General features: G+C 55.0%; 16 protein-coding genes. 10 read left to right on the forward strand and 6 right to left on the reverse strand.

What is annotated here, in order from left to right:
* Positions 1-144 precede the first annotated feature (144 nt).
* The 3 genes from aceE (at position 145) to lpdA (ending at position 6370) form a co-directional block, all read left to right on the forward strand.
* Positions 145-2808: a pyruvate dehydrogenase (acetyl-transferring), homodimeric type gene (gene aceE, locus QZQ97_RS23110; protein WP_311995336.1), complete on the forward strand. Its 2664-nt coding sequence runs from the start codon at positions 145-147 to the stop codon at positions 2806-2808.
* A gap of 13 nt (positions 2809-2821) precedes the next feature.
* Positions 2822-4711: a pyruvate dehydrogenase complex dihydrolipoyllysine-residue acetyltransferase gene (gene aceF / locus QZQ97_RS23115; protein WP_311995337.1), complete on the forward strand. Its 1890-nt coding sequence runs from the start codon at positions 2822-2824 to the stop codon at positions 4709-4711.
* Positions 4712-4945: 234 nt separating this feature from the next.
* Positions 4946-6370 carry a dihydrolipoyl dehydrogenase gene (gene lpdA / locus QZQ97_RS23120; RefSeq protein WP_004947933.1) on the forward strand — a complete coding sequence of 475 codons (1425 nt, stop codon included), beginning with the start codon at positions 4946-4948 and terminating at the stop codon, positions 6368-6370.
* Between the two features lie 99 nt (positions 6371-6469).
* Here the strand turns inward: lpdA and QZQ97_RS23125 are convergent, their stop codons facing one another.
* On the reverse strand, positions 6470-6592 hold the full coding sequence (locus tag QZQ97_RS23125; RefSeq protein WP_006327883.1) for a hypothetical protein: 123 nt from the start codon (positions 6590-6592) through the stop codon (positions 6470-6472).
* Between the two features lie 910 nt (positions 6593-7502).
* On the opposite strand from QZQ97_RS23125, the gene acnB reads away from it, so the two are divergent.
* A complete protein-coding gene (gene acnB / locus QZQ97_RS23130; protein WP_311995338.1) occupies positions 7503-10100 on the forward strand; it encodes a bifunctional aconitate hydratase 2/2-methylisocitrate dehydratase in 2598 nt (865 codons plus the stop codon).
* Between the two features lie 138 nt (positions 10101-10238).
* A complete protein-coding gene (yacL, locus tag QZQ97_RS23135) occupies positions 10239-10601 on the forward strand; it encodes a protein YacL (RefSeq protein ID WP_311995339.1) in 363 nt (120 codons plus the stop codon).
* 41 nt (positions 10602-10642) lie between these two features.
* Here the strand turns inward: yacL and speD are convergent, their stop codons facing one another.
* The 3 genes from speD to QZQ97_RS23150 all read right to left on the reverse strand — a co-directional run bounded on the left by speD (position 10643) and on the right by QZQ97_RS23150 (position 12786).
* A complete protein-coding gene (gene speD, locus QZQ97_RS23140) occupies positions 10643-11437 on the reverse strand; it encodes an adenosylmethionine decarboxylase (RefSeq protein ID WP_004947924.1) in 795 nt (264 codons plus the stop codon).
* A 26-nt stretch (positions 11438-11463) separates the two neighbouring features.
* The gene (gene speE, locus QZQ97_RS23145) at positions 11464-12327 is read right to left on the reverse strand and encodes a polyamine aminopropyltransferase (RefSeq protein ID WP_004947920.1); all 864 of its coding nucleotides are present in this window, start codon (positions 12325-12327) and stop codon (positions 11464-11466) included.
* A gap of 111 nt (positions 12328-12438) precedes the next feature.
* Entirely contained in the window at positions 12439-12786 is a 348-nt protein-coding gene (locus QZQ97_RS23150) for a YacC family pilotin-like protein (protein WP_311995380.1), read from the reverse strand.
* 269 nt (positions 12787-13055) lie between these two features.
* Between QZQ97_RS23150 and cueO the strand changes: the two genes are divergently transcribed.
* Entirely contained in the window at positions 13056-14690 is a 1635-nt protein-coding gene (gene cueO / locus QZQ97_RS23155; protein ID WP_311995340.1) for a multicopper oxidase CueO, read from the forward strand.
* Between the two features lie 87 nt (positions 14691-14777).
* A complete protein-coding gene (hpt, locus tag QZQ97_RS23160) occupies positions 14778-15314 on the forward strand; it encodes a hypoxanthine phosphoribosyltransferase (RefSeq protein WP_004947911.1) in 537 nt (178 codons plus the stop codon).
* 50 nt (positions 15315-15364) lie between these two features.
* Here the strand turns inward: hpt and can are convergent, their stop codons facing one another.
* Complete coding sequence (can, locus tag QZQ97_RS23165; protein ID WP_013814459.1) at positions 15365-16027, reverse strand: carbonate dehydratase; 663 nt, start codon at positions 16025-16027, stop codon at positions 15365-15367.
* A 189-nt stretch (positions 16028-16216) separates the two neighbouring features.
* On the opposite strand from can, the gene QZQ97_RS23170 reads away from it, so the two are divergent.
* The 3 genes from QZQ97_RS23170 (at position 16217) to QZQ97_RS23180 (ending at position 19363) form a co-directional block, all read left to right on the forward strand.
* The gene (locus QZQ97_RS23170; RefSeq protein WP_004947905.1) at positions 16217-17140 is read left to right on the forward strand and encodes an ABC transporter ATP-binding protein; all 924 of its coding nucleotides are present in this window, start codon (positions 16217-16219) and stop codon (positions 17138-17140) included.
* A complete protein-coding gene (locus tag QZQ97_RS23175) occupies positions 17137-17907 on the forward strand; it encodes an ABC transporter permease (protein WP_006321086.1) in 771 nt (256 codons plus the stop codon). Before QZQ97_RS23170 ends, QZQ97_RS23175 begins: the two co-directional genes overlap by 4 nt.
* 175 nt (positions 17908-18082) lie before the next feature.
* On the forward strand, positions 18083-19363 hold the full coding sequence (locus QZQ97_RS23180; RefSeq protein WP_311995341.1) for a polysaccharide deacetylase family protein: 1281 nt from the start codon (positions 18083-18085) through the stop codon (positions 19361-19363).
* Positions 19364-19524: 161 nt separating this feature from the next.
* On the opposite strand, the gene panD is transcribed toward QZQ97_RS23180, so the two are convergent.
* Positions 19525-19905, reverse strand: a complete 381-nt coding sequence (gene panD / locus QZQ97_RS23185) for an aspartate 1-decarboxylase (protein WP_004947897.1) — start codon at positions 19903-19905, stop codon at positions 19525-19527.
* Between the last annotated feature and the right edge of the window lie 58 nt (positions 19906-19963).

Raw genomic sequence — 19963 nt, forward strand, 5'->3', positions numbered from 1 at the left:
ACCAGCCTGCGGGGTTTACGTTCGGAATGCTTATTTAAGCATTTAAGCGGCAACTAAACTGATGGGCCTGTCTTCGTGTGTTTTGCTTCAGAACACAGGAAGACAGGCTCCAAACAAACCATTAGACAGATAAGGAATACCACCATGTCAGAACGTTTAAACAATGACGTGGATCCGATCGAAACCCGCGACTGGCTGCAGGCGATCGAATCGGTCATCCGTGAAGAGGGTGTTGAGCGAGCTCAGTTTCTGATTGATCAGGTATTGGGTGAAGCCCGTAAAGGCGGTGTTAGCGTTGCAGCCGGTGCTGCTGCCAACAACTACGTCAACACCATCGCGGTGGAAGACGAACCTGCTTACCCAGGCAACCTGGATCTGGAACGTCGAATCCGTTCAGCAATCCGCTGGAATGCGGTAATGACCGTTCTGCGTGCTTCCAAGAAAGATCTGGACCTGGGCGGCCACATGGCTTCCTTCCAGTCTTCCGCGACCTTCTATGAAGTCTGCTTCAACCACTTCTTCCGTGCGCGCAACGAGCAAGACGGCGGCGATCTGGTTTACTTCCAGGGCCACATCTCTCCAGGCGTTTACGCACGTGCCTTCCTTGAAGGCCGCCTGACCGAAGACCAAATGAACAACTTCCGTCAGGAAGTTCACGGCAAAGGCCTGTCTTCTTACCCGCATCCGAAACTGATGCCGGAATTCTGGCAGTTCCCGACCGTTTCCATGGGCCTGGGCCCAATCAGCGCCATCTATCAAGCTAAATTCCTGAAATACCTGGAACACCGTGGCCTGAAGAACACCTCTGCTCAAACCGTTTACGCCTTCCTGGGCGACGGCGAGATGGACGAACCTGAATCCAAGGGCGCGATCACCATCGCTACCCGCGAGAAACTGGACAACCTGGTCTTCGTCATCAACTGCAACCTGCAGCGTCTGGACGGCCCGGTCACCGGTAACGGCAAGATCATCAACGAGCTGGAAGGCATCTTCGCCGGTGCAGGCTGGCAGGTTCTGAAAGTGATTTGGGGCGGACGTTGGGATGAACTGCTGCGTAAAGACACCAGCGGCAAACTGATCCAGCTGATGAACGAAACCCTGGACGGCGACTACCAGACCTTCAAATCCAAAGACGGCGCTTACGTACGCGAGCACTTCTTCGGCCGCTTCCCGGAAACCGCTGCTCTGGTCAAAGACATGACCGACGACGAAATCTGGGCGCTGAACCGTGGTGGTCACGATCCGAAGAAAGTCTTTGCCGCACTGAAAAAAGCGCAGGACACCCAAGGCAAACCAACCGTTATCCTGGCCCATACCATCAAAGGTTACGGCATGGGTGAAACTGCGGAAGGTAAAAACATTGCTCACCAGGTGAAGAAAATGAACATGGAAGGGGTTCACCACTTCCGCGATCGTTTCAACGTGCCGGTTGCCGATGCTGACATCGAAAAACTGCCGTACATCACCTTCGAGAAAGAGTCTGACGAGTACAAATACCTGCACGAACGCCGTCAGGCGCTGAAAGGTTATGTGCCGACTCGTCTGCCTGCCTTCACCCAGAAGCTGGAAATGCCGGCTCTGGAAGACTTCAGCTCATTGCTGGAAGAGCAGAACAAAGAAATCTCCACCACTATCGCTTTCGTACGTGCCCTGAACGTGATGCTGAAGAACAAGTCGATCAAAGATCGCCTGGTGCCAATCATCGCCGACGAAGCCCGTACCTTCGGTATGGAAGGTCTGTTCCGTCAGATCGGTATCTACAGCCCGAACGGCCAGCAGTACACTCCGCAGGACCGTGAGCAGGTTGCTTACTACAAAGAAGACGAGAAAGGCCAGATCCTGCAGGAAGGCATCAACGAACTGGGCGCAGCTTCTTCATGGCTGGCCGCAGCGACTTCCTACAGCACCAACGATCTGCCAATGATTCCGTTCTACATCTACTATTCGATGTTCGGTTTCCAGCGTATCGGTGACCTGTGCTGGGCAGCGGGCGACCAACAGGCGCGTGGCTTCCTGATCGGCGGGACTTCAGGCCGTACTACCCTGAACGGCGAAGGTCTGCAGCACGAAGACGGCCACAGCCACATTCAGTCTCTGACTATTCCTAACTGTATCTCTTACGATCCGGCTTATGCGTACGAAGTGGCTGTAATCATGCATGACGGCCTGGTCCGCATGTACGGCGACGCGCAGGAAAACGTCTACTACTACATCACGACGCTGAACGAAAACTACCACATGCCGGCCATGCCGCAGGGTGCAGAAGAAGGTATCCGTAAAGGTATCTACAAGCTGGAAACTCTGGAAGGCAGCAAAGGCAAAGTGCAGTTGCTGGGTTCAGGTTCCATTCTGCGTCACGTGCGCGAAGCTTCGCAGATCCTGGCGAAAGACTACGGCGTGGGTTCTGACATCTACAGCGTGACTTCCTTCACCGAACTGGCGCGCGATGGCCAGGATTGTGAGCGTTGGAACATGCTGCACCCAACCGAAACCCCACGCGTGCCTTACATCGCTCAGGTGATGAACGATGCGCCTGCGGTTGCGTCTACCGACTACATGAAGCTGTTCGCAGAACAGGTTCGTACTTACGTTCCAGCCAGCGATTATCGCGTTCTGGGTACTGACGGCTTCGGTCGTTCAGACAGCCGCGAAAACCTGCGCCACCACTTTGAAGTTGATGCTTCTTACGTTGTGGTTGCTGCTCTGGGTGAACTGGCTAAACGCGGTGAAATCGAAGCTTCTGTGGTAGCTGATGCGATTAAGAAATTCGACATCAACCCAGAAAAAGTCAACCCGCGTCTGGCATAAGAGGTACAGAAGAATGTCTATCGAAATCAAGGTGCCGGACATCGGTGCAGACGAAGTGGAAATCACCGAAATTCTGGTGAAAGTGGGCGATAAAGTTGAAGCTGAACAATCGCTGATCACCGTTGAAGGTGACAAAGCTTCCATGGAAGTCCCGTCCCCGCAAGCGGGCGTGGTGAAAGAGATCAAGGTTTCCGTCGGTGATAAAACCGAAACCGGCAAACTGCTGATGATCTTTGAAGCAGAAGGTGCGGCAGCTGCCGCACCAGCCGCCAAAGCGGAAGAAAAACCGGCCGCAGCACCTGCTGCTGCACCGGCTGCCGCTGCTGCCAAAGACGTTGCGGTACCGGACATCGGTGCCGACGAAGTTGAAGTGACCGAGATCCTGGTGAAAGTGGGCGACAAGGTGGAAGCCGAGCAGTCCCTGATCACCGTGGAAGGCGACAAGGCTTCAATGGAAGTCCCTGCACCGTTCGCGGGCACCGTGAAAGAGATCAAAATCGGCGCCGGCGACAAAGTGAAAACCGGTTCCCTGATCATGGTCTTCGAAGTGGCCGGCGCAGCTTCTGCTGCCGCCCCGGCTGCGGTTGAAGCCCCTGCGGCCCCAGCCGCACCGGCTGCCGCCGCTGCCAAAGACGTTGCCGTGCCGGACATCGGCGGCGATGAAGTAGAAGTGACCGAAGTGATGGTGAAAGTGGGCGACAAAGTTGCCGCTGAGCAGTCGCTGATCACCGTTGAAGGTGACAAGGCTTCTATGGAAGTGCCGGCGCCGTTTGCAGGTACCGTGAAAGAAATCAAAATCAGCGCCGGCGACAAAGTGAAAACCGGCTCCCTGATCATGGTGTTCGAAGTTGAAGGTGCGGCACCCGCTGCCGCTCCGGCCCAGAAAGCAGAAGCTGCACCGGCTCCGGCCAAGCAGGAAGCCACTGCGGCGGCTCCGGCTGCCAAAGCGGAAAGCAAAGGCGAGTTCGCAGAGAACGACGCTTATGTGCACGCAACCCCGGTCATCCGTCGTTTGGCGCGTGAATTCGGCGTAAACCTGGCGAAAGTGAAAGGCACCGGTCGTAAAGGCCGCATCCTGCGCGAAGATGTCCAGACTTACGTGAAAGACGCGGTCAAACGTGCGGAAGCGGCCCCGGCTGCTGCTGCCGGTGGCGGTCTGCCAGGCATGCTGCCATGGCCGAAAGTGGACTTCAGCAAGTTCGGTGAGATCGAAGAAGTCGAACTGGGCCGCATCCAGAAGATTTCGGGTGCCAACCTGAGCCGCAACTGGGTGATGATCCCGCACGTGACTCACTTCGACAAAACCGATATCACCGATCTGGAAGCGTTCCGTAAGCAACAGAACGACGAAGCTGCCAAACGTAAGCTGGATGTGAAGTTCACCCCTGTGGTGTTCATCATGAAGGCTGTCGCAGCCGCTCTGGAGCAGATGCCGCGCTTCAACAGCTCTCTGTCCGAAGATGGCCAGAAGCTGACGCTGAAAAAATACATCAACGTGGGTGTGGCGGTCGATACGCCAAATGGCCTGGTCGTTCCGGTGTTCAAAGATGTGAACAAGAAAAGCATCACCGAACTGTCCCGCGAACTGATGGCCATCTCCAAAAAAGCGCGTGACGGCAAGCTGACCGCAGGCGAAATGCAGGGTGGGTGTTTCACCATCTCCAGCCTGGGCGGTATCGGGACAACTCACTTCGCGCCGATTGTTAATGCGCCGGAAGTGGCTATCCTGGGCGTCTCCAAGTCTGCAATGGAGCCAGTCTGGAACGGTAAAGAGTTCGTGCCGCGTCTGATGATGCCAATGTCGCTCTCCTTCGACCACCGTGTTATTGATGGTGCAGATGGTGCGCGCTTTATCACCATCATCAACAACATGCTGGCTGACATCCGCCGTCTGGTGATGTAATGAAAAAAGGGCGCAGCATGCTGCGCCCTTACTACTTCAGTAGCAGTTTTGTCGGATTTTGCATGACTCGACAAAATTGTTGAGACACGGGTCACTTCGAACGCGCTTTGCAGATTATTAACAATTCTGTAAACTGCTCGCGGTGTAAGCGTCCCGGTGGATGAAGGGCGTTATGAGATCGATTAGCAATAAAAATGACGTCTGACCCGCCGGACAATCAATTAAGAGGTCATGATGAGTACTGAAATTAAAACTCAGGTCGTGGTACTTGGGGCGGGCCCGGCAGGTTACTCTGCTGCCTTTCGTTGCGCTGACTTAGGTCTTGAAACCGTTCTGGTTGAACGTTATTCCACGCTGGGCGGGGTTTGCCTGAATGTGGGATGTATCCCTTCCAAAGCACTGCTGCACGTTGCCAAAGTGATCGAAGAAGCCAAAGCGCTGGCCGAGCACGGCATCGTTTTCGGTGAGCCGAAAACCGACATCGACAAAGTGCGCGTCTGGAAAGAAAAAGTCATCAATCAGCTGACCGGTGGTCTGGCTGGCATGGCTAAGGGCCGTAAAGTTAAAGTCGTTAACGGTCTGGGCAAGTTCACCGGCGCTAACACCCTGGTCGTTGAAGGCGAAAATGGTCCTACTACCATTAACTTCGACAACGCCATCATTGCCGCAGGCTCCCGTCCGATCCAACTGCCATTCATTCCTCATGAAGACCCGCGCGTGTGGGACTCTACCGATGCGCTGGAACTGAAAACCGTCCCAGAACGTCTGCTGGTGATGGGCGGCGGTATTATCGGCCTGGAAATGGGTACCGTATACCATGCGTTGGGTTCACAGATCGACGTGGTCGAGATGTTTGACCAGGTGATCCCGGCTGCCGACAAAGACGTGGTGAAAGTCTTCACCAAACGTATCAGCAAGCAGTTCAACCTGATGCTGGAAACCAAAGTGACTGCGGTAGAAGCCAAAGAAGACGGCATCTACGTCACTATGGAAGGTAAAAAAGCGCCTGCAGAACCACAGCGTTACGACGCGGTGCTGGTGGCTATCGGCCGTGTGCCGAACGGCAAACTGCTGGAAGCGGGCAAAGCCGGTGTGGAAGTTGACGAGCGTGGCTTTATCCGCGTCGACAAACAGCTGCGCACCAACGTGCCGCACATCTTCGCTATCGGCGACATCGTCGGTCAACCGATGCTGGCGCACAAAGGCGTGCATGAAGGCCACGTTGCCGCGGAAGTTATCGCCGGTATGAAGCACTATTTCGACCCGAAAGTGATCCCATCAATCGCTTACACCGAGCCGGAAGTTGCATGGGTGGGTCTGACCGAGAAAGAAGCGAAAGAGAAAGGCATCAGCTACGAAACGTCCACCTTCCCGTGGGCAGCTTCCGGCCGTGCTATCGCTTCCGATTGTGCAGACGGCATGACCAAACTGATCTTCGACAAAGAAACTCACCGTATCATCGGTGGCGCGATTGTCGGCACCAACGGCGGTGAGCTGCTGGGCGAAATCGGTCTGGCTATCGAGATGGGTTGCGACGCAGAAGACATCGCACTGACTATCCATGCTCACCCAACCCTGCACGAATCCGTAGGCTTGGCGGCAGAGATCTTCGAAGGCAGCATCACCGATCTGCCAAACCCGAAAGCCAAGAAGAAGTAATTCTGCTGGTTTGACCGGTTAACGAACGGCTCCTGAAAAGGGGCCGTTTTTTTATGGATGGCATTCAGGTAAAAGGCCGCTCAATGAGCGGCCAGTAGCTTACTTGTTCTGGAATATCACGTTCAACGTGAGGCTGTTGCCGTTAACCGACCAACCGCCTTTGCTCACGCCAAACGCCGATCCCAGTACAATGAGCAGGATAAACAAAGAACTCCCTTTCATTGCGCGATCCTTGTGGAACCACGACCACCGCGACTTCACCGGAAAAATCCCGGCGGAACAAGCGCCCGGTAGCGCCTGTATCGCAGTAGTTGCAGCGCTGTTCTCAAGCCCGATGACCGACTGCTAAACCGGCAGAACAGACCCGGCTAAATATTACGTTGAAATGAATTTTCAGACATTCTTTTTGTTGATTTTTTAATCATCGTTGCGCACAATGTTTTGGCTCGGTAGCGCTTGTATCGTTCTTTAACGATGTAAGAAATCCATGAGGTGCCTGCTAACACCGAACGGAACAACAGAACCGCCTTAACGGCGGTTTTTTTGTGCCTGTCGTTCCCAATCTTTGATATTCGCACTCAATAACCATTGCAAATGAAAGGGTATCGTGTTGTGCTCTTAAAGCTGGATTTCCGTTTCCCGCAGCCGGGCCTACGAGCCCGGCTAGCCTGCGTTGCAGCCGATTACTCTGTACTCAACGATTCAGCAAAGATTTAATGTTGCTTTTATGTGAACGAATTAACAACCAATTCAAATCCTGATATGCTGGCTGAGCGGAACCGGGCACTGTACCTTACAGGCCAGGACATCGACAGCAGTGCCCCGTCAGGATCAATGGCACCAACACCGTGGGCACCAACACCGTGCGCTAAACCCGGTTTGAACATATGCCCTATGGCTTTCAAGTTGCAGTTAGGCGCCCAGTTCGTTCATCCCCAGGCGCTTACTTAGGTAAGTAACTGGGGTGACAAATCTGCCGGGAGCAGATTTGAACGCTGCTCGCAGCGGCCCCGAAGGGGTGTGGCCCATGGACGGGCCACATAACTGAACGCAGGTAACAACACTGCGGCTTGAAAGACGACGGGTATAAACGCCAGGCACAATAAATGACAATGAGAGCGAGGAGAATGTCGTGCTAGAAGAATACCGTAAGCACGTAGCCGAGCGTGCTGCAGAGGGCATCGTCCCTAAGCCGTTAGACGCCACCCAAATGGCAGCGCTGGTTGAATCATTAAAAAATCCGCCAAAAGGCGAAGAAGAATTCCTGTTAGACCTGCTGATTAACCGTGTTCCACCGGGCGTCGACGAAGCCGCCTACGTCAAAGCAGGTTTCCTGGCGGCCATCGCCAAAGGTGAAGCGACCTCTCCCCTGATTACCCCCGAGAAAGCCGTAGAACTGTTGGGCACCATGCAGGGCGGTTATAACATTCATCCGTTGATCGACGCGCTGGATAACGAAAAACTGGCCGCTATTGCCGCCAAAGCGCTTTCTCATACGCTGCTGATGTTTGACAACTTCTACGACGTGGAAGAGAAAGCCAAGGCGGGTAACCCGCACGCCAAACAGATTATGCAGTCCTGGGCCGATGCCGAGTGGTATCTGTCACGCCCGAAACTGGCGGAAAAAATCACCGTTACCGTATTCAAAGTCACCGGCGAAACCAACACCGACGATCTGTCGCCGGCACCGGATGCCTGGTCACGCCCGGACATCCCATTGCATGCCCTGGCGATGCTGAAAAACGAACGTGAAGGCATAGTGCCGGATCAACCGGGCAGCGTTGGCCCGATCAAGCAGATTGAGCTGCTGAACAAGAAAGGTTTTCCGTTGGCCTACGTCGGTGACGTGGTCGGTACCGGTTCTTCCCGTAAGTCCGCCACCAACTCTGTGCTGTGGTTTATGGGCGACGACATCCCGTATGTGCCGAACAAGCGCGGTGGCGGTGTGGTGCTGGGCAGCAAAATTGCGCCTATCTTCTTCAATACCATGGAAGATGCCGGCGCGTTGCCGATTGAAGTAGACGTTTCTGACCTGAACATGGGCGACGTGATCGACGTTTATCCGTACAAAGGCGAAGTGCGTAACCACGAAACCGGCGAACTGATCGCCAACTTCGAACTTAAAACCGACGTATTGCTGGATGAAGTGCGCGCCGGCGGCCGTATCCCGCTGATTATCGGCCGTGGCCTGACGACCAAGGCGCGTGAAGCGCTGGGCCTGCCACACAGCGATGTGTTCCGTATCGCCAAAGAAGTTGCCTCCAGTAACAAGGGCTTCTCGCTGGCGCAGAAAATGGTGGGCCGCGCCTGTGGCGTTGCCGGCGTGCGTCCAGGTGAATACTGCGAGCCGAAGATGGCCTCCGTAGGTTCTCAGGACACCACCGGCCCGATGACCCGTGATGAACTGAAAGACCTTGCATGCCTGGGCTTCTCCGCCGATCTGGTCATGCAGTCGTTCTGTCACACCGCCGCGTACCCGAAACCGGTTGATGTGACCACTCACCACACGCTGCCTGACTTTATCATGAACCGTGGCGGCGTATCGCTGCGTCCGGGCGACGGCGTTATTCACTCTTGGCTGAACCGTATGCTGTTGCCGGATACCGTCGGCACCGGCGGAGACTCCCACACCCGTTTCCCGATCGGCATTTCCTTCCCGGCCGGTTCCGGTCTGGTGGCGTTTGCCGCAGCGACCGGCGTTATGCCGCTGGATATGCCTGAGTCGGTGCTGGTGCGCTTCAAAGGCAAAATGCAGCCGGGCATCACACTGCGTGATCTGGTGCACGCCATCCCTTACTACGCGATCCAGCAGGGTTTGCTGACCGTTGAGAAGAAGGGTAAGAAGAACATCTTCTCCGGCCGTATTCTGGAAATCGAAGGCTTGCCGGAGTTGAAAGTCGAGCAGGCGTTTGAACTGACCGACGCCTCGGCCGAACGTTCCGCTGCCGGTTGTACCATCAAGCTGGATAAGGCACCGATTGAAGAGTACCTGAACTCTAACATCGTGTTGTTGAAATGGATGATCTCCGAAGGCTACGGCGATCGCCGTACGCTGGAGCGCCGTATTCAAGGTATGCAAAAATGGCTGGCGGACCCGCAACTGCTGGAAGGCGATGCGGATGCGGAATACGCTGCGGTGATCGACATCGATCTGGCAGAGATCACTCAGCCAATCCTGTGCGCGCCGAACGATCCTGACGACGCGCGCCTGCTGTCCGATGTGGCTAACAGCAAGATCGATGAAGTATTCATCGGTTCCTGCATGACCAACATCGGCCACTTCCGTGCAGCCGGCAAGCTGCTGGACCAGCACAAGGGCCAGTTGCCAACCCGCCTGTGGGTTGCGCCGCCGACCAAGATGGATGCGGCTCAACTGACCGAAGAGGGCTATTACAGCGTGTTCGGCAAGAGCGGTGCGCGTATCGAAATCCCGGGTTGTTCACTGTGCATGGGTAACCAGGCGCGAGTGGCTGACGGCGCGACGGTGGTTTCCACCTCTACCCGTAACTTCCCGAACCGTTTGGGTACCGGTGCCAACGTTTATCTGGCCTCCGCAGAACTGGCGGCGGTAGCGTCGCTGCTGGGCCGTTTGCCAACGCCGGACGAGTATCAAACGTACATGGCACAGGTCGATAAAACGGCGGCGGATACCTACCGCTACCTGAACTTCGACCAACTGGGCCAGTACACTGAAAAAGCCGACGGCGTGATCTTCCAAACCGCCGTTTAAGCCGCTATATTGCGCAGCTGTTCAACGGGAGGCCTTGGCCTCCCGTTTTATTTTGCTCAGTTGCCAACTTTGCGAGCGCTCGCTGAGTTAGTCATGAATTAATGTTTACACTAAGAAAAAGGCTCAGGAGGGCGTGCTATGGATTACGAATTTCTGCGTGACGTGACCGGACAGGTGATCGTCAGATTTTCGATGGGGCATGAAGCGATTGGCCATTGGATCAATGAGGAACTCAAAGGCGACTTCAATCTGCTGGACCGGATCGAAGCCGGGGCGGCGGAAGTCAAAGGCAGCGAGCGCCAATGGCAGCTGGAAGGCCATGAATATACGTTGCTGATGGACGGTGAAGAAGTGATGATTCGCGCCAATCTATTGGCGTTTGAAGGCGACGAGATGGAAGAGGGGATGAATTATTATGATGAAGAAAGCCTCTCATTCTGCGGCGTCGAAGACTTCCTGGCGGTACTGAAGGCCTACCGTTCTTTCATGCTCAACTATTAAATGTAAGGGCGCGGCGTGTGTATGGCCGCACCCTTAACCCATTACAAGTGCGGAATATTGCGGCCGTAATAGATTTCCTGCATCTCTTTCCACAGCAGATCGGTAATCTCTTTACGCTCGGCCTCGCTCAGGGCTTCCGGCTTGGCGTTAAACAGGTAGTGCTTCAGATCGAAATCCTTCAGCAGCATCTTGGTATGGAAGATGTTCTCCTGGTAAACGTTGACGTCCATCATATGGTACAGCGCCTTCATATCATCAGACATAAAGTTCTGGATCGAGTTGATCTCATGATCGATGTAATGCTTCACGCCATTTACGTCGCGGGTAAAGCCGCGCACACGGTAATCCATGGTGACGATGTCAGATTCCAACTGGTGGATCAGGTAATTCAGCGCTTTCAGCGGTGAAATCACGCCGCAGGTCGACACTTCAATATCGGCGCGGAAGGTACACAGCCCGCCTTCTGGGTGGCTTTCCGGATAGGTGTGAACGCAGATGTGGCTCTTGTCCAGGTGCGCGACCACCGTCTTTGAGAGGGGACCAGGCTGTTCCGAAGTATCTACATCTTTCGGGTCGACCGGCTCTTCGCTGACCAAAATGGTCACGCTGGCGCCCTGAGGCTCGTAGTCCTGACGTGCGACGTTCAGAATATTGGCGCCAATGATCGAGCAGGTCTCACTCAGGATCTCGGTCAGGCGGTTGGCATTGTATTGCTCGTCAATGTAGGCGATATAGCCATCGCGGTCATCCGCGGTTTTGGCGTAACAAATATCGTAAATACAAAAACTCAGGCTCTTCGTCAGGTTGTTGAAGCCGTGCAGTTTTAGCTTTTGCAATTGGGTTCACCTCCTTATCTTCTCGCTTAACGTGTAACGTTCAGTGCGTTGAGCAAATACTGTGGCAGGGCAAAGCTGCCCGCGTGGATCGCCGGGTTGTAATAACGGCAGTTTAGGCCGCTTTGATTAAAGCGATGTTGCAGGGCGGATAAATCGAGCTGACGCAGCGCCGGGTTTTGGCTCGCCCAGGCGAAGGTCATGATACCGCCGTAATAGGTCGGGATCGCCGCCTGATAGAAGCTGACGTCGTTGAAATACTGGCTTAGTTTGGCGTGGCTGTTGACCGCTTCGTCTTGTTGCAGGAAACAGACGCCATTCTGCGCGACGAAAATGCCGCCCTCGTTCAGGCAACGTGCGCAGCCTTCGTAGAACGCCGAGGTGAACAGGCTTTCGCCGGGGCCGATGGGATCGGTGCAGTCAGAGATAATCACATCGAATTTTTCATCGGTCTGATTAACGAAGTTGACGCCGTCGTCGATCACCAGCTTGAAGCGCGGGTCGTCGTAGGAACCGGCATTATGGTTCGGCAGGTACTGGCGGCAGAACTCCACCACTCCGGCATCGATCTCGACCATGGTGATCTGCTCTACGCCCCGATGACGGCTGACTTCGCGCAGCATGCCGCCGTCGCCGCCGCCGATGATCAATACCTTCTTCGCCTGGCCATGTGCCAGCAACGGAACGTGGGTCATCATTTCGTGATAGATGAACTCATCGCGCTCGGTGGTTTGCACCACGCCGTCGAGCGCCATCACGCGCCCCAGCACCGGGTTTTCAAAAATCACCAAATCCTGATGCTCGGTCTTCTCGCGGTACAGCACATTCTCTACCGAGAAGTACTGGCCGAAGTTGGCATGCAGCGTTTCATACCAAATTTCTTTCTGGGTCATGTGCGGGAACTCCGTAATAACGGCCATGAAAAATTGGCGCAACATCATAGCTAACTCTGCCTGATGATGCACGGCTGAATTTCAAACAGAGGTAGCGGAAAGCGGAAGGGATTAGTTGGCGTACGCCAGCAGGCTCAGCGAGTCGCGCGCCAGAGATTTGCATTTGTTGGGGGTAGGGATGGCGATGCCACTGAGATCGCGATAACTGTCTTCACCGAGCGCCTTCATGTTGTAGCTATTATAGTTGCTCAAATCCCAACGGTTTTGCTGGGCGAAGTAAACGATGGCGCGTTTGATTTGCGCGTTGGGCAAGTCGTTGTAGCCGCAATCGTTTTTCAGATAAATAAATACCGCCGTCAGATCGGCCAGATCTTCCGCCTCAGACTCATTCAGCGCCAGACTGGCATTGGAGAACCCCAGCATGGCGAGCAACAGCACCAATAACGTTGTTTTTTTCATCATGAAAATAGACCTGTTTGTTGTCAGCAGACGTTATCACACTTGCCTGTAAAGGCACCAAATTTTATTACCTGCGGATAACATAACCGGCAGCAAAGGCTTGACCTTCCGCTAAGGGGAGGGTTTAGGCTGTCCGGCATGTAAGTCATACCCGTCGTCTTGCAAGCTGCACCCTCGTTATCTGTATTAGCTCCCCGACCATACCTGGGGATGAGCGAGCTGGAACTTGGAAGCCATAGGTACATATCACTGAGAAAAGGGAGTCAGCGATGTTACGCCGTGATTTTATCAAACTGACCGCTGCGCTGGGCGCAGCAAGCACCTTACCGCTGTGGAGCCGAGGCGTGTGGGCGGCTGAGTTGCCGGCCTTACCGATCCCGCCGCTGTTGACGCCGGACGCGCAAGGAAGAATCGCGCTGGCGCTGCAAACCGGTGAAACGAACTGGCTGCCGGGCAAAATCACTCAAACCTGGGGCATCAACGGAGCGTTGCTGGGGCCTGCGGTGCGGCTGCAGCGCGGCAAACCGGTGACGGTCGATATCAAAAACGGCTTGCCGGAAGCCAGCACTGTCCACTGGCACGGGTTGGAAATTCCCGGCGATGTCGATGGTGGCCCGCAGGCGCTGATTCAGCCGGGCGCCACGCGCAGAGTGAGTTTCACTGTCGAACAGCCCGCGGCTACCTGTTGGTTCCATCCACATACCCACGGCAAAACCGGCCATCAGGTGATGATGGGGTTGGCGGGGCTGGTGCTGCTGGAAGACGACGAGAGCGGTAAACTGCCGTTGCCGAAGAGCTGGGGCCAGGATGATATTCCGGTGATCCTGCAGGACAAACGGTTGGGCAAAGACGCACAGATTGAATACCGACTGGACGTGATGAGCGCCGCAGTTGGCTGGTTCGGCGACCGTATGTTCACCAACGGTGCCCAATATCCGCAGCACGTTGCGCCGCGCGGCTGGTTGCGGTTGCGTTTTCTCAACGGTTGCAATGCACGGTCGCTGAACCTGGCGGCCAGTGATAACCGCCCGTTATACGTTATCGCCAGTGACGGCGGTTTCCTGGCCGAACCGGTGAAGCTGACCGAATTGCCGATGCTGATGGGTGAGCGTTTTGAAGTGCTGGTGGATGCCTCGGACGGCAAGCCGTTCGACATCGTCACGCTGCCGGTCAAACAGATGGGCATGACGCTGGCACCCTTCGACCAGCCGTTGCCGGTGTTGCGCATTCAACCTTCGTTGGCGCAGGGTATCAAGACGATGCCGGACAGCCTGGTGAAACTGCCGGTACTGCCGCCGATGGCCGGCATTCAGGAGCGCTGGCTGCAACTGATGATGGATCCGCAGTTGGACAAGCTGGGCATGCAGGCATTGATGGATCGTTATGGTCATCAGGCGATGGCCGGGATGAGCATGGATCATGGCGGCATGGGCAACAGCGATGGCGGAATGGCCGGCATGGATCACGGCAATATGCAGGGCATGGATCATGGCAGCATGAAAGGCATGGATCACGGCAACATGAAGGGTATGGATCATGGCGCCAAGCCTTTCGACTTCAGCCACGGCAATAAGATCAACGGCAAGGCCTTCGATATGACCAAACCGGCGTTTGAAGCCAAACGCGGCAAGTACGAGAAATGGACCCTGTCCGGCGAAGGCGACATGATGCTGCACCCGTTCCATATCCACGGCACCCAGTTCCGCATCCTGTCGGAGAACGGCAAGCCGCCGGCGGCTCACCGCAGCGGCTGGAAAGACACGGTGCGGGTCGAGGGTTGGCGTAGCGAAGTGCTGGTGCGTTTTGATCATCTCGCTAACAGCGAACATGCCTATATGGCGCATTGTCACCTGTTGGAGCATGAGGATACCGGCATGATGATGGGCTTTACCGTAGCCGACTAGAGCAGAAGTGGCGACGCGCTCGCGTCGCCAGCGGCCTCAGGCTATGCTAAACTCTGCGCCCTTCTTCCGGCAACTGACCTGAAACCTATGAAACACACTGTAGACGTAATGATTTCCGAGCAGGAAGTTAAGACCCGTATCGCCGAACTTGGCCGTCAAATCACCGAACATTATCGCGATAGCGGCAGTGATATGGTGTTGGTCGGGCTGCTGCGCGGTTCCTTCATGTTCATGGCCGATCTGTGCCGCACGATTGAAGTGCCGCACGAAGTCGACTTTATGACCGCCTCAAGCTACGGCAGCGGCATGTCCACCACTCGCGACGTGAAAATCCTCAAGGATCTCGATGAAGACATCCGCGGCAAAGACGTGCTGATCGTGGAAGACATCATTGATTCCGGCAATACGCTGAATAAGGTACGCGAAATTTTGGCGCTGCGTGGGCCGAAATCTCTGGCGATCTGCACCTTGCTGGACAAACCTGAGCGCCGTGAGGTAGAGGTGCCGGTGGAGTTCGTCGGTTTCTCGATCCCGGACGAGTTCGTGGTGGGCTATGGCATTGACTACGCTCAGCGTTACCGTCACTTGCCGTACGTCGGCAAAGTGGTGCTGCTGGACGAGTAATCGGCAGGGGCGCGGCTTGTCCGCGCCCACACAGAGAGCAGGACAACGCTCTAGGCTTTTACGCCCTTGTCCTGCTGCAGTTTGGCCATCGCCTTGCGATACCCCATTTCCAGGCTCTCGCGGCTGGTGGCGGCCACTTCCAGATCGCGCAGGCGTCCGTCCTGAATCCCGTACACCCAACCGTGAATCGTCACTTTCTGGCCGCGTTTCCAGGCCGATTGCATAATGGTGGAGTGGCCCAGGTTGTAGACCTGCTCGATCACGTTGATTTCACACAGTACGTCGAGGCGCTGTTCCGGTTCCAGTTCACCCAGCAGTGAGCTGTGCTTGTACCACAGGTCGCGGATATGCAGCAGCCAGTTGTTGATCAGCCCCAGCTCCGGGTTTTCCACCGCGGCTTCTACGCCGCCGCAGCCCAGATGGCCGCAGATGATGATATGTTCAACTTCCAGCACATCCACCGCATACTGCACGACCGACAGACAGTTAAGATCGGTGTGAACCACCAGGTTTGCCACATTGCGATGGACAAACAGTTCGCCTGGCTCCAGGCCGGTCAAACGTTCTGCTGGAACACGGCTGTCTGAGCAACCTATCCATAAAAAGCGGGGCTTTTGCGCCTGGGATAAACGTTCAAAAAAGTCTGGATCTTCCTGGTTGATATTGGCCGACCAGGCTTTGTTGTTGGCGATCAGCGTTTCGATTTCTTTCATGGAGGGTTATAGACCTGTAACAAACAGATTGCGTTGGGCTAATATAGGACAAGCGTCACAATTTGGAAATCGGAACAGTCACGCTTTTTTCCGCACGGATTCGCCTCAGTGAAATCGCTGCTGATGATAAGATCATCACTATTACAATACGCGGCAGCATACTCATCGCTACAAGGTACTTTCTAACTTATGAATTATGCACTGGAATTAGCGCAGTTGACCAAGACCTACGCGGGTGGCGTCAAGGCATTGCGCGGGATTGATCTTAACGTCGAAGCGGGGGATTTTTATGCCCTGCTGGGGCCGAACGGTGCCGGTAAATCCACCACCATAGGCATTATCAGCTCGCTGGTTAACAAAACGGCCGGCAGCGTGCGGGTGTTTGGCTACGACATCGATAAAGATATCGTTAACGCCAAGCGTCAACTCGGGCTGGTGCCGCAAGAATTCAATTTTAACCCGTTCGAAACCGTCATGCAGATTGTGGTCAATCAGGCGGGTTACTACGGTGTGACCCGGCGCGAAGCGCTGGCGCGTGCGGAAAAATACCTGACCCAGTTGGATCTGTGGGGCAAGCGCGATGAACGCGCGCGCATGTTGTCCGGCGGCATGAAACGCCGTCTGATGATCGCCCGCGCCCTGATGCACCAGCCAAAGCTGTTGATTCTCGATGAACCGACCGCCGGGGTGGATATCGAACTGCGCCGCTCCATGTGGGGCTTCCTGAAAGAGCTGAACGCCCAGGGCACCACCATTATCCTCACGACCCACTATCTGGAAGAGGCGGAAATGCTCTGCCGCAATATCGGCATCATCCAGAACGGGGAACTGGTGGAAAACACCTCAATGAAAGGGTTGCTGGCCAAGCTGAAGTCCGAAACCTTTATCCTCGATCTGGCGGCCAAAAGCCCCTTGCCGAAGCTGGATGGTTATCGCAACCGCCTGACGGATACTTCAACGCTGGAAGTGGAAGTGATGCGCGAGCAGGGCTTGAACGGCTTGTTTGCTCAGCTCAGCGCGCAGGGGGTGCAGGTATTGAGCATGCGCAATAAGGCTAACCGACTGGAAGAACTGTTTGTCACCCTGGTTAACGGTAATGGAGAAAAAGCATGACGCGTTTGTATTGGGTGGCTTTGCAGAGTATCTGGGCCAAAGAGATCAACCGTTTTGCCCGTATCTGGATCCAGACCCTGGTGCCGCCGGTGATCACCATGACGCTGTATTTCATCATCTTCGGTAACCTGATTGGTTCGCGTATTGGCGATATGCACGGTTTTGATTACATGCAGTTTATCGTTCCCGGCCTGATTATGATGGCGGTGATCACCAACTCATACGCCAACGTTGCATCGTCGTTCTTCAGCGCCAAGTTCCAGCGCAATATCGAAGAGCTGCTGGTGGCTCCGGTGCCGACTCATGTGGTGATTGCCGGTTACGTCGGCGGCGGCGTGGCGCGCGGTATTTGCGTCGGCGTGCTGGTGACGGTGATCTCGCTGTTCTTTGTGCCGCTGCAGGTGCATGCCTGGTGGGTGATTGTGGTCACGCTGCTGCTGACGGCAATCCTGTTCTCGCTGGCGGGCCTGATCAACGCGGTGTTCGCCACCACCTTTGACGACATCAGCCTGATCCCGACTTTCGTGCTGACGCCGCTGACCTATCTGGGCGGGGTTTTCTATTCGCTGACGCTGCTGCCGCCGTTCTGGCAAGCGGTGTCCAAACTGAACCCGATCGTCTATATGATCAGCGGTTTCCGCTATGGCTTCCTCGGCATCAGTGATGTGCCGCTGGTGCTGACCATGGCGGTGTTGGTGGCGTTTATCCTGGTGTTCTATCTGCTGTCCTGGTACCTGATAGAGCGCGGTCGTGGCCTGCGCACCTGATGTACTGACGCCCCCGGACCCGCGTTCGGGGGCGCTGTTATCGATCTGAAGCCAGCATCACATAAATCAATAGAATTGCTCACATAACCCCTTTCTCCCCGATGTTCAAATCGTGCTATGCTGGCGCTCCACATTTTCTCCATTTTTATCACGCACTCGTAAGCAGAACATAACCATGCGGCCTCAACACAAGATAGCGGCTGGGCTACTCGGCATCCTGATGTCACTCGCTTCTCCGGCGACGCTGGCAAATTTGTTGTCGGAAGACAGCGCTGTTAAATCTGAATATATGGAAGCGCAACGCGACAGCGAGGTTTATTCGCTGATTGGCGAGCATGTTATCCCGGTCGGTGAAGTGAAGCAGGGGCAGCTGATTCAGGTGTTCCCGGCGGATGCGGAATATTACGAATTCAAGTTTGGCCACGGCACGGGTTTTATCGATAAAGACGACGTGCGCAACCTCAAAAAATCACGCAAGGTGCAAGACGATCTCGGCGAACTGAATAAGCCGCTGACCAATCAGAACCTGATCACGCAGAAGGCGATCAACGTCTATACTGAGGCGGATAACGCCAGCGAAGTGTTCGGCGTGCTGGAAGAGAACCTGCGTTATCCGATCATCGGCAAACTGAAGGATCGGCTGAACAATACCTGGTATGAGATCAATATTGGCGATCGTCTGGGCTATATCAGCGAGCTGGACTGCGAAATCGACACTGGCGTTCCGGTGCTGACCTACCATCATCTGTTGAAAAACGAAGAGAACAAGCGTTTCCGCCATACCTCGACCACCACTTCGGACGTGGCGTTCAGCAACCAGATGACCTACCTGAAGCAGGCAGGTTATGACACCATTTCCCTGTACCAGTTGGAAGCCTACCTGAAGAATCAGATCAACCTGCCGGGCAAGGCGGTGGTACTGACTTTTGATGACGGGTTGAAGTCGGTGTATCGCTATGCTTACCCGGTGTTGAAGGACTACGGCTTCCGCGCAACGGCGTTCATTATTTCTTCGCGCATCAAACGGCATCCGCAGAAATGGAACCCGGACTCGTTGCAGTTTATGAGCATTTCAGAACTCAAGCAGATCCAGGATGTGTTCGACGTACAGTCGCATACGCATTTCCTGCACCGTACCGACGGCAACCGCCAGCCTATTCTGCTGAGCCGTTCGCTGCACAATATCGAATTCGATTTTGAGCGCTCGCGCCGCGCGCTGTCGCAGTTTAATCCGCATGTATTATACGTATCCTATCCGTTCGGCGGCTACAACCAGCGGGCAATACAGGCGGCGAAAGACGCCGGTTTCCATATGGCGGTGACCACGGTGCAGGGTAAGGTAAAGCCGGGGGATAATCCGTATACGCTGAAGCGGTTGTATATTTTGCGCACCGATTCGATTCAGACCATGGCGGACAGAATAGCCAACAAGCCGGGAACGGTGGTGGTGCAATAATACTCGTCATATTTCAAGCTGCATCTTTGTTGGCTACGCTTGCTCACCCGAATCACTTACTTCAGCAAGCTCATCGGGCCTCGCTCCCTTGCCGCCGCGATGCAACTCGAACTATTTAGCGTATCGAGTGAAACGGGCGCCGAATGCGCCCGTTTTTACTCTCAGGCTACCTGAACCGGCACGGCTTTCGCTTTGCGTTGCAGGTTGTTGTCACCTTCGAAATAAGCGACTTTCGGATGGTGCTGGCGGGCATCGGCATCGCTCATCTGCACGTAGGAGCAGATGATCAGTTTGTCGCCTACGCAGGCGCAGCGCGCCGCCGCGCCGTTGACCGAAATGATGTGCGAACCGCGTTCGGCGGCGATGGCGTAGGTCGAGAAACGCTGACCGTTATCAACGTTATAAATATCTATAGCTTCATATTCCAGAATGCCTGCGGCTTCCAGGAAATCCTGATCGATGGCGCAGGAGCCTTCATAGTGCAAGTCGGCCTGAGTCACTTTCACCCGATGCAGTTTTCCTTGCAGCATAGTACGTATCATAACTTTACCTAACTGAATATCCGCCTATCCCCGTCATACTTGACGTTGCATCTGTATG

The organism is Serratia sp. root2 (assembly GCF_031931805.1).
Lineage (GTDB): Bacteria > Pseudomonadota > Gammaproteobacteria > Enterobacterales > Enterobacteriaceae > Serratia > Serratia inhibens.